Annotated in this window: 9 protein-coding genes; 3 read left to right on the plus strand and 6 right to left on the minus strand. The window is 71.3% G+C overall.

The features are described 5' to 3' along the window. The first annotated feature begins 19 nt into the window (after window positions 1–19). Together ACQP2E_RS24005 and ACQP2E_RS24010 are read left to right on the plus strand one after the other, a co-directional pair. The gene (locus tag ACQP2E_RS24005) at window positions 20–355 is read left to right on the plus strand and encodes a hypothetical protein (protein WP_433825187.1); all 336 of its coding nucleotides are present in this window, start codon (window positions 20–22) and stop codon (window positions 353–355) included. A 743-nt stretch (window positions 356–1,098) separates the two neighbouring features. After that, window positions 1,099–5,406, plus strand: coding sequence for a hypothetical protein (locus tag ACQP2E_RS24010; protein ID WP_433825188.1), 4,308 nt, complete (start codon window positions 1,099–1,101; stop codon window positions 5,404–5,406). On the opposite strand, the gene ACQP2E_RS24015 is transcribed toward ACQP2E_RS24010, so the two are convergent. From ACQP2E_RS24015 to ACQP2E_RS24040, 6 genes are all read right to left on the minus strand, one after another. Further along, window positions 5,393–6,448: a diguanylate cyclase gene (locus ACQP2E_RS24015; protein WP_433825189.1), complete on the minus strand. Its 1,056-nt coding sequence runs from the start codon at window positions 6,446–6,448 to the stop codon at window positions 5,393–5,395. The genes ACQP2E_RS24010 and ACQP2E_RS24015 overlap by 14 nt on opposite strands. Before the next feature lie 90 nt (window positions 6,449–6,538). Continuing rightward, on the minus strand, window positions 6,539–7,723 hold the full coding sequence (locus ACQP2E_RS24020) for an ABC transporter permease (RefSeq protein ID WP_433825190.1): 1,185 nt from the start codon (window positions 7,721–7,723) through the stop codon (window positions 6,539–6,541). Continuing rightward, window positions 7,720–8,385, minus strand: a complete 666-nt coding sequence (locus ACQP2E_RS24025; RefSeq protein ID WP_433825191.1) for an ABC transporter ATP-binding protein — start codon at window positions 8,383–8,385, stop codon at window positions 7,720–7,722. The genes ACQP2E_RS24020 and ACQP2E_RS24025 overlap by 4 nt, the downstream gene beginning before the upstream one ends. Then, window positions 8,382–9,674, minus strand: coding sequence for an efflux RND transporter periplasmic adaptor subunit (locus ACQP2E_RS24030; protein WP_433825192.1), 1,293 nt, complete (start codon window positions 9,672–9,674; stop codon window positions 8,382–8,384). Before ACQP2E_RS24030 ends, ACQP2E_RS24025 begins: the two co-directional genes overlap by 4 nt. Before the next feature lie 59 nt (window positions 9,675–9,733). Continuing rightward, entirely contained in the window at window positions 9,734–10,471 is a 738-nt protein-coding gene (locus tag ACQP2E_RS24035; protein ID WP_433825193.1) for a L,D-transpeptidase family protein, read from the minus strand. 170 nt (window positions 10,472–10,641) lie between these two features. Next, the gene (locus ACQP2E_RS24040; protein ID WP_433825194.1) at window positions 10,642–11,409 is read right to left on the minus strand and encodes a CAP domain-containing protein; all 768 of its coding nucleotides are present in this window, start codon (window positions 11,407–11,409) and stop codon (window positions 10,642–10,644) included. 290 nt (window positions 11,410–11,699) lie between these two features. Here ACQP2E_RS24040 and ACQP2E_RS24045 point away from each other — a divergent pair, with 290 nt between their 5' ends. Beyond that, the gene (locus ACQP2E_RS24045; protein WP_433825195.1) at window positions 11,700–13,295 is read left to right on the plus strand and encodes an acyltransferase family protein; all 1,596 of its coding nucleotides are present in this window, start codon (window positions 11,700–11,702) and stop codon (window positions 13,293–13,295) included. Window positions 13,296–13,356: the final 61 nt, after the last annotated feature.

Consider the following 13,356-nt stretch of genomic DNA (forward strand, 5'->3'; position numbering starts at 1 on the left):
CCTGGTCGTGAGGTGTGCCATGATCCGCTGGTGGCGCCGGGGGCCCGAGGTGCGACCTGCCGGGCTTCCGATCGAGAGACTCGCCGCTGATCTGCGCCGGCTGCTCCGTCTTCATGGAGAGCTCGCGGCGTCGGCGCATGCCGCCCTGTGCGCGCATCGGCTGTGGGCGGTCGAGGCGGCGATCGGTACGCGAGCCGTCGAGGCCGCGGAGGCGCTCGGTGTACGGCATCCGGACGCGTCCCGGGCCGAGTCGCTGACCGTCACCGAGCTGTCGGTGCTGCTGGCCGAGCTGGCGTCGGCGGGGCTGGCGCTGCCGGGCCGGTTCGGGCAGTTCACCACCGACGGCCGTCTGTGATGTGGCGCGTGACCGCTGATGGAACGGCGGCGGGTTGGGGTCCCGCCGCCGTCCCTCGTCCCGGCATCGCGCCGTACTCCGCCCACCCGCGGGGAATCTCTGGGGGGCATCAAAACCCCGCGGGTCGTCTCGGGCGCTCGGTAGCCGCTTGACTGGGGGGCGGCGGCCACCGGCCGGGGAGTCGTGGCGCCCTCATCGGGCGCCTCGACAACCGTGCCAGGACGACCCCCCTTGATCCGTGCGAAACGTGAGTGTCCTTCGACACGCCCGGGAGTCACCTGTTCAGGGTCGCCCGCAAGTCCTTAGGTCTCCTGAAGGGACCCTTAAAACGCGCTTAACTCGTAACCTGCCCCGTGACCATCAGTCAGTGATCATCGTTGATGGTGTGTACCGGATTCGCGACCTGCTCGACACCGCCGGATCCACGGCGTTATCACTGCTGAGGAAGTTGAACCGAGAGCGCCCGGCAGACGTATACCCCGATGATCGACGACTCTCGGCGGGCTGCGGCGCGGGGAAGGTCGGTCCCCGTGGGTCTTCCACGGGTTCCCTGGCAGAGGTCCGCAGCGCGGTGGCGCACCACGCAAATCCATGATTACCCTTCCACATCCACCACGTGGCAGGCATCAATCCGGGGCGCGAGGGGCGGGCACCGGAGTGCGGAGGTGGGACAGCGTGAGGACGGTGGCGCGAATGCGGCGTGGGGGCAGAGGGACAACCCCGGGCCTGTTCGGGGCCTCCTCATGAGCTACGAGGACGACGAATACTGGGCGGACGAGTACGACGAGTACTCGCTCATGCCGCAGTCAGCGGTCAAGCAGGAGAAGCACTACGCCCGGCGTACCGCGCCCGATCCGGTGATTCCGACCCGGCGGACGCGGGGGGACGAAGCGCCTCAGGTGCGGCGCAACGCGTTCGACGACCAGCGCCCCAGCTGGCTGAACGACCCGGATTTCGTGCCGATCGACACCTCGAAGCCGAACCTGGCCGGTCATGAGTTCGACGATGTCGACTTCAACCGGCCCGAGCTCGGTGTCGATTTCGACAAACCCGACTTCCCGATCCAGGATCCGGACGCGCGCCCGGAGTTCCGGCGCAGCGCTCCGGCGGGCCAGGATCGATATGCGGCCCGGCAGGTTCGCGAGGACGAGGTCCCGGCGGTTCGCCGGGATGAGGTTCGCCGTGACGACGTTCGGCGCGACGATGTTCGCCGGGACGATGTTCGCCGGGACGATGTTCGCCGTGACGATGTGCCGGCTGTGCGTCGTTCGGTGCGGCAGGAGGAGGCTCCCGGTCGTGAGGCTCCCGGTCGTGAGGCTCCCGGTCGTGAGGCTCCCGGTCGTGAGGCTCCCGGTCGTAAGGCTCCCGGTCGGGACGGTGCGGGGCGTCGGCCCCGCCGGGACGAGCGCTGGGACGACAACGATCGCCGTGTGCCGCCGGACGGCCGGACCATCGAACTGCGCTCCGACGAATACTGGGAGGACGACCGCCGCCGCACCACCGACGATCGCGTCATCGATCTCGACGCGGCGCGACGCCGGGCCGTCGATCCCGAGCGCCGCGACGCGCGTCGCGCTCCTGCCTTCCAGGACGAGCCCGATGGGTACGCCCGGCGGGGTGGCCGTCCCGAGGAGGACGAACGTTTCGACAGCCGCGGCCGTGCCTGGGAGGACGACGACTTCGGCCCGATCCGGCCGGCCGGTGGGCGGCGCCCGCGGCGGGACGAGGTTCCCGGCCCGGTCCGGCGCGACGATCTGTCGGTGGCGGGGCGGGCTTCGGTCCCGGACCCGTACGAGACGTACCGCCCGGAGACGGATCGCCGCGGCGTGGCCGCGTCATACGACCGACACGAGGGCGCAGTTCCGGCCGAGGGCCGCGCGACCGTCGAGGGCCGCGTCCCGGTTGAAGGCCGCGTCCCGGTTGAAGGCCGCGTCCCGGTTGAAGGCCGTGTTCCGGTCGAAGGCCGCGTCCCGGTCGAAGGGCGCGTTCCCGTTGAAGGGCGCGTTCCCGTTGAAGGGCGTGCTTCTGTCGAGCGGGATGAGGAGCTCACCCGGCAGCTGGATGACGAGCGGGAATCGCGCGGGTCGGAGTCGGTCCGGCCGGCGGCTGACGCGGGCGAGACGTCTGACGCTGCCGCGGGTGTCCAGGAGAGCGGGTCCGGTGACGGGCCGCGGGTGGTTCGGCGGGCCGAGGCGCCCGTGCCCCCGAAGGTTCTCGGGCGGACCACCCCGCCGCCTGCTCCGCGTGTGATCAAGGCGGACCCGCCGGTGGCGCCGCGGGTTCTGGCCGCGCCGGCGCCGGTACCCCCGGCCCGGGTCATCGGCCCGAACAGCACGCCTGCCGAAAGCATCCGCCCGGCGGCAGTGCCGGACCCGGCTACCGGCCGCCCCGCCGCCGCCGCGGAACCGGCGCACAGCCGCCCCGCCGCCGCTGCGGAACCGGTGCACAGCCGCCCCGCCCCCGCTGCGCGGCTGGCCTCGCCGGCGCCGTCCGTTGCACCTGTTTCTGCTGGTGAACGGCCGGTGGCTGCCTCCGGGGAGCGTCCGGTCCCGCCGGCTGCTCCGGGAGGCCACGACCGGCCGGTGTCGCCGGCCGGGCCGGCTGGTCACGAGCGGCCGGTTTCTCCGTCGGGAACGGTGGCTCCGTTGTCGCCGGGTTCGCCGATGGGGCCGGTCGCGCGGGCCGGGTCGGCTGCTCCGGCGGCACCGTCCGCTGCCGGGCGGCCGACCGTTCCGGCGCCGTACCCGGGTCCGGACGTGGAGGTGCCTCAGCAGCGTTCGCGCCGGTCGCCGCGGACGGCGCACGTGGTTCTGTCCGACGGCGACGGGCCGTGGTCGATCGTTCCGGACGAGGCGCATCAGCCGCCGAGCGGTTCGCGTCCGGTCTCCCCCGCGAGCTGGGGACGTCCGCAGGATGCGCCCGCCGCGATACCCGCGATGCCCGCAGCGCCCGCGATACCTACGATGCCCGCAGCGCCCGCGATACCTGCGATGCCTGCGATGCCCCCGGCCTCCGCGACGCCCGCGGCTGCCGCGATGCCCCCGGCTCCCCCGATGCCTGGGACGCCGCCTGTGATGCCTGCGGCGGCTAGCGCGTGGCCGCCGCCGGTTCGACCGCAGCCCGAGACCACCGCCGCGGCCACTCCGGCCCGCCCCGACGTGCAGCCGGGTGAGGTCATGGCGCCGGCAGTTGCTTGGCCTCCGGCCATGCGACAGCCCGAGGCCAGTCCGGCCCAGCCGGCTCAGGCGGCGGTGCATCCGCAGCTTGTCGGGCGGCAAGCGCCTGCGGCGCGGCATACGCCTGCGGTCGCGCAGCCGGTTCCGCCGGGTTGGAGGCCGCCGGTTGCATCGGCCGGGAGCGTTCCGGTTCAGGAGCCGGTCAGGAACGTGCCGGTGCAGGAGCCGGTTGGGAACGTGCCGCTGCATGAGCCCGTTGGGAAGGCTCCGGCGCAGGAGCCCGTTGGGAAGGCTCCGGCGCAGGGTTCTCTGGTGAGTATTCCGGCGCCGGGGGCGGTTACGGACGCCACGGCTCAGGAAGCGGCGCCTCAGGGTTCGGCCTGGGACCTGGGCGGCGGCGGCGGGAGTATCGCGGCGCAGAGTGGGGCCTGGCAGGAGGAGCGGCAGGTCGGGTCCACGACCGGTGGCATTCCCCATCAGGGGGGTGTTCCCCGTCGGGGCGGCACCTCGGACGGCAACCAGGGCGGGAGTCACAGCGAGCCGGCACAGAGCGCGGTTACTCCGCCGCCGAGTGCGGCGATTCCGCAGCAGAACACCGGCATTCCGCAGCAGAGCACCGGGCCGGAACGCCCCGTGGATCCGTGGCCTGTTGCGGGACGGCCGCTGGTGCCGCCGACGCCGGCGCCACAGACGCCGGTGCCGGCGCCGCTGGTGGAGGATCAGGGTGGCGAGGAGGCCACTGTCTCGCTGAGCAAGCGGCGGCTCGCGGTTCCGATTCAGCCCGGGGTCCGGGACAAGAGGCATGCTCGGCCGGAGGACACCACTACGGACGGCGCGGCGGCGAGCGGCGGTGCGGGCGAGCGTGCTCCGGACGGCCCCGCCGACGGTGGGATTGCGATGCCTGACCGGGACGGGGTGGGCGGAGAGCCGGAAAATGACGGTTCCTCGGCGCCCGGCGTACCAAAAACCGGCGTATCAGAAAAGGGTGAGGAAGACCGGCCCGCGGACGCGCCCTACATGGACGCGGAGGGGACCTGGCACAACCTGAAGCCGATAGCGGTGCTGGAGGTCAGCGGGCCGGACCAGGAGCCGCGGCGGTATACCGACACGGCGTTCGGTGGTGGGTGGTTCGTGGCCAAGACCACCGCGGAGGCGGACGAGGCGGATCAGGCGCAGGGGGCGGAGCCGGAGCCTGAGCTGGCGGCTCACCTTCCGCTGACCGCGGCTGATCTGTCGGCGATCCGGTGGCGTCTCGACGGGGCTTCGCTGCGGGAGGTGGTCGACGACCGGGACGCGCTGCGGGCGCTGGGTGAGCGGCTCGACGGGCCGCTCGCTGACGAGGCCGACAACATCGTCAAGGCGGGGCTGCTCAGTGTGCGGGCCGAGGTCTACCGGCTGCTCGGTGAGCTGGGGATGGCGGCGGCGGCGAGCCGGCTGGCGCTGGCGCACGCGGAGTCGGCGAAGGACCTTCAGTCGATCGTGATCGCGCAGGCGGAGCTGGCACACGTCCTGCGGCTGCGCGGCGACTTCATGGAGGCGGACCGGCTGTTCCAGCGGGCTGTCGACGCGGACGTGCCGGCCGCGGTACGCAGCGTCGTGCACGAGAACGCCGGGCGGTGCTGCTTCGATCAGGGGCGGTTGATGGAGGCGCTCGACCACTTCGCACGAGCGGTACGCCTCGGCGCGCCCGAGGACACCGACCTGGTGGAGCGGATCGGGGTGTGCCTCGAGTCGGTCTACATCCACGTGATCCGCGACGGGTGGGGTCCCTACCCGCGCAACGGCGCCGAGATAGAGAGCGTGCTGAAGAAGAGCGCCGGCCCGGACGCGTTCACCGAGACGACCGCCGAGCAGGCGACCGTCACGCCACGGTGAACGGGTCCGGTTCCGGCACCTGATCGACGTTGTGCCGAGGTGGCCGGCCCGATGCCAGGGCGCTGCGGCCACGGCCACCGGCTTTCGCCTGGTAGAGGGCGGTGTCGGCGACGCGCTGGAGCTCTTCGGCCGATCCGGCGTGGTCGGGCAGGACGGCGACGCCGATGCTGAGCTGCGGTGGACCGCCGGGCAGGCCGGCGGTGGCGCCGAGCAGGGTGCGGGCCTCTTCGGTGTACGCGAGCGCCTCACCCGGCCCGGCCCGCAGCAGCACCGCGAACTCGTCGCCGCCGAGCCGGGCCACCAGGCTGGTGCCGTCCGGCGCGGCCGTTCGCAGCGCGTCGGCCACGGCCCGGAGCGCGCGGTCACCGACGGCGTGCCCCCAGGTGTCGTTGATCGTCTTGAAGTGGTCGACGTCGACCATGACCAGGGCGACCGGGCCACCGAATCGCACCGCCTTGGTCAGCGACTCGTCGAAGGCGCGCCGGTTCGCCGCGCCGGTCAGCGAGTCCGAGGCTGCCTGGGCCTCCAGCACCTCGCGCAGCCGGTCGTTGCGTTCCCGCAGGTTGGCGACGACGAACGCGGTCATCGCCATCGCCACGGAGAGCGCGATCCAGTCGCTCATGGCTCGGGAGGTGTCCGAGAACGAGTACGCCACCAGGGCGTGACCTCCGGAGATGGTGATCACCGTCGCGGCGATCACCCAGCGGCTCAGGAACGACGCGGCGAACAGCAGCGGCCAGAGGTAGAAGAGTTGCGCGCCGACAGTGGTGTCCCCGGTCGCGTAGTTCAGCCCGGTCACCGCGAAGCCCGACAGCAGCGGCACCGCGATCCAGAACCCGTGCGGCAGCGCCGCCGGCCGGCGCAGGCAGACCACGCCGATGATCACGAACGCGACGGCGGCGACGCTGACCGCGATCAGCTCGGGGACCGGATCGCCGAGCTTCATCAGGACACCGGTGATGCCGTTGTACGCGCCGGCGGCCAGCATCAGGTAGGCGACGGCACGGGCGGCGCCGTGCCGATCGCGTATCTGAAACGGCAAGTAAGTCTCCTCCTGGCTCGCTTGTTTCATTCGGCGCGGAGGTGGCGGACCTGAGCGGTCACTCGGCGCGGAGGTGGCGGACCTGGGCGGTCACTCGGTGCGCAGCGCCACGACCGGGTCGAGGCGGCCGGCTCGCTGGGCCGGTACCACGCCGAAGACGATGCCGACGACGGCTGACACCCCGAACGCGAGCGCCATCGACCACCAGGTCAGCGCGGCCGGCACCGGGGAGAGCCGGTCGACCAGGATTGCGGCCGAGCCGCCCAGCAGCATGCCGAGGATCCCGCCCGTCGTGGTCAGCAGCACCGCTTCGAGCAGGAACTGGGTGCCGATGTCGCGCGGACGGGCGCCGACCGCCTTGCGCAGGCCGATCTCCTTGGTGCGTTCGCGGACCGACACCAGCATGATGTTGGAGACGCCGACGCCGCCGACGAGCAGGCTGATCCCGGCGATCGCGGCGAGCACCCCGGTCAGCACGCCGAGGATGTCGCCGAGCACACCGAGGATCTGCTCCTGGGTGACGGCGGAGAAGTCGGTGTCCGGGTGCTCCTCGGTCAGCACGTTCAGGATGTTCGCGCTGAGTTCGTCGATCCGGTCCCGGTCCGGGGCGCGGATCGCCAGGCCGTCGATGCGCTCGGTGCCGAGCAGCCGCTGCGCGGCGGTCACGGGTACGTGCACCTCGCCGTCCCGGTCCACGCCGAGGCTCTGCCCGAGCGGCTCGAACGTGCCGATCACCCGGAACCGGACACCGCCGATGGTGATCTGCCGCCCGATCGGGTCCCGTTCGCCGAAGAGGGTTCTCGCGGTGCCGGCGCCGAGGACCGCCACCCGCCGTCCGGTGCTCACGTCGGTCCTGGTCAGGTACGCGCCCCGGTCCAGCCTGCGGACGAAGACGTCCGGGGTGGTCTCCAGGACACCCTGCATGCTGGCGAAACCGGTGTTGCGGCCGGCGCGTACCGTCTCGCCGGAGCTGATCGTGACGGCGACCCGGCCGCGGTCACCGACGATGCGCGTGACCGCCTCCACGTCGTCGAGCGTCAGCGGCGAGGACGTGGGCGCGGCGCCGGCTTCGAGCCTTCCGGGTACGACGATCAGCAGGTTGCTGCCGAGCCCCTCGACCTGCTGCTCGATCTGTTGTTTCGTGCCGGTGCCGATGCCGACCAGCGCCACGACGGCGGCCACGCCGATCACGACGCCGAGCATGGTGAGCAGGCTGCGGAGGCGGTTGGCCCGGAGAGCTTCGAGGGCGACCCGCCAGGCCTCGGCGAGCCTCACTGTATTTTCCCGTCCCTCATCACGATCTGCCGGGCGGCCCGGGCCGCCACCTCGCGGTCGTGGGTGACCAGGACGACCGCCACTCCCTCGGCGTTGAGCGACTCCAGCAGGGTGAGCACCGACTGGCCGGTCGCCGAGTCGAGGTTGCCGGTCGGCTCGTCGGCGAGCAGCACCGACGGGCCGGTGACCAGGGCACGGGCGATCGCCACCCGTTGCTGCTCGCCGCCGGACATCTGGTTGGGGCGGTGCGTCATCCGGTGCGCGAGGCCGACCCGGTCCAGCATCTCGGCGGCCCGGGCCCGGCGCTCCTTGCGGCCGGCGCCCCGGTAGACCAGCGGCAGCCCGACGTTGTCCTGAGCGGTGGTCCGGGACAGCAGGTGGAACGACTGGAAGACGAAGCCGATCGTGGTGTTCCGGAGTTCGGCCATCTCGTTCGGCGACAAGCGCGAGACGTCGCGGCCGCCGATCAGCAGGGTGCCGCCGGTCGGCCGGTCCAGGCCGCCGAGCAGGTGCATCAGGGTCGACTTGCCGGAGCCGGAGGTGCCGACGATCGCCACGTAGTCACCGGCCTCGACAGTCAGCGAGACGCCGCGCAGCGCCGGGACCTCGAAGCCGTCGAGCTGGTAGGTGCGGCTCACGTTGTCGGCCACGATCGCGCTCATGGTGTCTCTTCGCCCTCGGTGACCTGATCGGCGCCGGCGATCACGATCCGCTCGCCGGCGTCCACCCCGTCGACCACCTGCACGGAATCCTCGCCCTGGACGCCGAGGGTGACCGGAACTGATCGGAAGCGGCCGTCGCGGACCGTCCAGACGGTGTCCCTGCCGTCGACGCTGAGCACCGCCGACGCGGGGACGGTCACGGCGTCGTCCGCCTGGCGCACCTTCAACCGGACCACGGCGCTCATCCCGGGGCGCGGGGCGGGATCGGCCTTCGCCAGATCAAGGCGGATTTTGTACGACACACCGCCGCGCGCCGAGGTGGTCGGGAGCAGATCGGCGGAGCGGACGGTGGCGCTGTAGGGAACGCCGGGGGCTGCGTCCAGCTCGACCTCGGCCTCGATGCCCGGTTCGACCAGGAGGACGTCGGTCTCGTCGACGTCGGCGGTGAGGCCGAGCGTGCTGGTGTCGACGATGGTGAGCACCGGGGTGCCGGCGGAGACATAGCCGCCTTCGCTGACCTCGGTGTCGACACCGGTCGCTGTGGTGTTGCTGGTGTTGTTTTGGAGTATGTCGGAAATATCAGGAACTGCGGCCTGCGGGGCCGGCCCGCCGGCCTGGACCACCCCGGCGACCGGTGCTCGCAGCGACAGCGCCTCCACTGCCGCGTCGGCCAGCTCGTACGCCTGCTCGGCCTGGAGCCGTTGCGCCGCACTCAGCGCGCCCACCGCCCGGCCGAGCGAGCTCACGCCGCGCTGGACCGAGCGGACCGCTGCGGCGGCCGCGCCGGACGCCGCTTCGTACTGCTCCTGGGCCGCCGTGATCTGGTGCTTCAGCGCCTTCTTCAGCTCCGGGTCGGCGATCTTGTCGGCGGCCTCGCCGGCCTGCTCGAAGGCCTCGGTGGCCTGGCGGTCGGTGCGTTTGCGGACTGCGACGAACTCGGAGGTGCCGCTGCTGACGGTGACCTCTTGGCTCTCGTCGAGGGCGCGGGCCGCCGATTCCCGGCGGCGTTCCAGCTCGGGCGAGTCGATGACGACGAGCAGGTCGCCCTTGTCGACATGGTCGCCGGGCTCGGCGCGCAGCTCGGTGAGGGTGCCGGAGGCGGGCGCGGTCAGGGTGGCGGCGGCGCGCGCGGTGACCGTCCCGGGGGCCTCGACGATCTCGTCGACGGCACCGACGGCGGCCGAGCCGAGGAGGATCCCGGTGGGTTCGTCGTCGCAGGAAGCGGCGGTCATGGGAAGCAGCACGAGGGCGGCCGCTGCGATGATCACGATCCGTGGTCGTCGAGACACAGAGGCCACTCTATGCCTTGGGGGCCGCCCCCTCTTCCGAGAGGACGGCCCTTCGCGGATCAGGTGCCGGAACGCCGTCCGTACACCTTCACGGTGGAACCGATCTTGCCGAGGCTGTAGTACTTCTTCGCATCCTGCGGGAGCAGGTTGACGCAGCCGTGCGAACCCCGCCACATGTCGTGGATGTAGGTGGTGGTCTGGTGGAAGCCACGTCCGCCGATGAAACGCTGCCAGTACGGCAGCCACACCTCGTACGGGTCCGACCATTCCTTCTTGGTCCGCTTATTGATCTTGAAGGTGCCGGCCGGGGTCCGGTAGTTCTTCATGCCGGTGCGGGTGACCGTCGGCTTGACGAGGACCTTGCCGTTCTTCATCACGTACGTCGTCTGGTTGGTCAGATCGACGCAGAAGGTGATGCCCTTCTTCTTCGCCTTGCAGGCCGACGTCTTCGTCGACGCCAGACGCTTGGCGACGTTGAAGGTGGTCGGGCCGGCGAGACCCTTGGCCGGCTGGATGCCGAACCGCTTCTGGAACTTGACGATCGCGGCGCAGTCGGCGGCTGATTGCTTGCCGTCGACCGTAACCGTTCCGTAGCCGCCCAGTTTCTTGAGGTAGCCCTCGACCTGCTTCTGGTACTTGCCGGTCGCGCACGACGCGGCAGCCGCCTTGGAGACCACCGTGGTGGTCACCGGCACCGCTGCGCCAGCGCTCGCCGGCGTCAGCCCGATCGCGCCGAGACCACCGCCCACCAGCACCGCCATAACGGCGCCGGCGAGGCGGGCGGAAACCCGTCTCACTGCCAAATCTGCATCCTCCCCAGGAGTTTCTGTCCGCACATCGAAGCACAGCCGTCCCACTAATGGCGTACGGGGAAGGACCGTGACATGAAACCGGTATGCCATCGGCATTCGGGTTTCGTGCTTGAGACTCCGGGGAGTTTCCTGGATCAACGGGGCGTGGCGAGGGTTTAACGCGGCGTCGCGAAGTCCTGGACCCAGTACGGAGTGTCATCGCCGGCGATCGCGAACCCGACACCCATCTGGTCCAGCCGGCAGTCGAGGATGTTCTCCCGGTGCGCCGGGGATTCCATCCAGTCGCTCACCACCTCGAACGGCGACTTCTGGCCGCGGGCGATGTTCTCGCCGTACCGCTTCCACTCGTACCCGGCTCCGGCGACCCGGGATCCGGCGCGTTCGCCCTGCCGGTCCTCGTGGGCGAAGTAGCCACGCTTCGCCATGTCGGCGGCGTGCTCGTTGGCGGCCTCGATCAGGCGGCGGTCCGGGGTGAGCGCGTCGCAGCCGTGCGCGCGGCGGTTCTTGTTGACCAGCGCGAGAACCTGTTGCTGGACGGGGGCGGCGGGACTGTTGGAGATGTCGCGGGCGGTGACGGCCTGGCGGGCAGCGGAGAAAATGTCGAGGGCCGGAGCCTCGGGCTGGGGCTGGCGCTTGATTTCCTTTTTATCCTGATTTTTCGGACTTTCCGCTTCTGCGGTTTTCTCTTTCGCCGGAGCTTTGCTCATCGGATCCGGGTCCGGCTCACCCACCCAAATCCCTGCCCGGGCGGACGGCTCGGCGAAGGCCGCGTCGTCCGGATCCGGCAGCGTCGTCTCGCGGTACAGCTGCACGTCCGGCACTTCCGGCACGTCCGGTGACGCCTGCGCGAGCGCCGTCGCGGTGACGCCACCCGCGGCCAGCGCGGCGGCGGCCACACAGGCCAGTACCAGAGGTTTCCGCATGTCTTCGTCGATCCCGTCGGTCCCCGGCACCCCGGCCTTCTCCGGAGCGCGCACCGTTGACCAACGGCCCCGATCCAGGCCGGACACTGCCCCCATTTCCGCGACCAAAGATCAAAACCCGTCTTTTGTACGGGGTGAGCAGGCTGAACGTCATTTCCCGGAATGCACACGCGTCGCACAATCGCACTGGAAATCCGTCGTATTCCGTCTAATGGGGTAACCCGCTCAGGCGTTTCTGCCGACCGCCCGGCCGGTACTGTCCCATCCCGCCACGTCGCTAAGTTTTCGCGGTGCGAAATCGATACCTGGACCTCCTCCGCGCCGTGGCGATCGTCCGGGTGATCGTCTATCACCACTTCGGATGGCCGTTGCTGTCCATCCTGTTCCCCGCCATGGGCATCATGTTCGCGGTCGCCGGGTCGCTGACCGCGGCATCCCTGGCGAAACGCTCCCCCGGCAACGTCGTCGTCTCCCGGATGCGCCGCCTGCTGCCACCGGTCTGGCTGCTCGGGCTGATCGCGGTTCCGGTCATGCTCTACACCGGATGGCGGGGCGAGACCGACGGCGAGCACCCGTTCTCACCGTTGAACCTGGCATTCTGGGTGCTGCCACTCGGCGACCCGCCCGGCAGCGACTCGGGGGCTTTCGTCTGGGACGCGCTCTGGTACGTCCGGACGTACCTCTGGCTGGTTCTGCTCTCCCCCCTTCTCTATCCGGTCTTCCGCAAGGTGGGGTGGCCGCTGCTCGCCGTGCCGCTGCTGCTGATGGTCTTCCTGGAGCACGGCTCGTTCGGCATGCCGGCCCCGGTCGAGTCGGCGCTGTGGGACCTCTCCACATACGGCGCCTGCTGGCTGGCCGGTTTCGCACATCGGGACGGGCGGCTCGGGCGTACCAACCCGGTTCTGGTCGTGATCTCGTTCGCCGCGCTGGCCGGCCTGGGGATCCACTGGCTCGTGCAGAACCACGCCGAGACCGGCTGGGACCTGAACGAGGTCTCCGAGGCCCAGGCGGTGTACTCGCTCGCCTTCGTCCTGATCGCCCTGCGCTGGCAGCCGCCGATCGAGAAACTCGTCGCGACGCCGTCGGTGTCCAAAGCGATCAGCCTGCTCAACGCGCGCGCCGTCACGGTCTATCTGTGGCACGGCGTGGCGATCGCCTCGGTCTGGCCGATCCTGGAATTCGCCGGCATGGAGGATCTCGGCGACTTCGAGCCGCCGGTCACGCTGGGCATCACCTTCGTGGTGACCGCGCTGGCGGTCGTGCTGTTCGGCTGGGCCGAGGACCTCGCCGCCCAGCGCCGCCCACGCCTGTGGCCGGCCGACGAGGCTGGGCGGGGAGGGGGTTCGGGGTCGGGGTCGGGGTCGGGGCTTTCGTCGGCGCCGGTGGGCCCGGGCTCGGTGGGCTCGGTGGGCTCGGTGCCTTCGGGGTGGCCGGAGGTGCCCCGGGAGGAGGCGGCGATTGCCCGGGCCGGCACCGATCAGCTGCCGACACCGGGGCTGAGTATGTCCGCGGCCGAGGGGCCGCGCGTGACCTCCACCGATACGACGCAGATGTCTGCCCCGGGGCTGAGCTGGGGTGGGGCCGGGGCCGGGGCGGGTCCGCGGTACATCGCCGGCCGGGACGGCATGCCGGTGGCCGGCCGCCCGTCGCCGGGATACGCCATCGAAGGGGCCGATCACGCGGTCCCGGAGGAGGGTGGCCACGGCGGCGTGCCGGACGGTTACGGCGGGGTGCCGGACGGTTACGGCGGTGCGTCTGAGGGTTACGGCGGGGTGCCGTGGGTGGGTCATGCCGGGAGTGCTCGTGAGCCGGGGCAGCCGGGTTCGCAGCGGGGTGCGCGCGAGCCGGACGATGCGCCGGCGTTGCGGTACGACGGCACCCCCTGATACTCCGGTCCCGGCGCGAGGAGGGCGGCCAAACGCCGGGACCGGTCGTCTGCGGGTGTGG

This window comes from Actinoplanes sp. CA-015351 (assembly GCF_050955685.1).
Classification (GTDB): domain Bacteria; phylum Actinomycetota; class Actinomycetes; order Mycobacteriales; family Micromonosporaceae; genus Actinoplanes.

What these genes read in the sequence shown, in the direction of transcription:
- ACQP2E_RS24005 (WP_433825187.1), top strand. Translation starts at nt 20, where the DNA reads ATGATCCGCTGGTGGCGCCGGGGGCCCGAGGTGCGACCTGCCGGGCTT.
- ACQP2E_RS24010 (WP_433825188.1), top strand. Translation starts at nt 1,099, where the DNA reads ATGAGCTACGAGGACGACGAATACTGGGCGGACGAGTACGACGAGTAC.
- ACQP2E_RS24025 (WP_433825191.1), bottom strand. Translation starts at nt 8,385, where the DNA reads ATGAGCGCGATCGTGGCCGACAACGTGAGCCGCACCTACCAGCTCGAC.
- ACQP2E_RS24040 (WP_433825194.1), bottom strand. Translation starts at nt 11,409, where the DNA reads ATGCGGAAACCTCTGGTACTGGCCTGTGTGGCCGCCGCCGCGCTGGCC.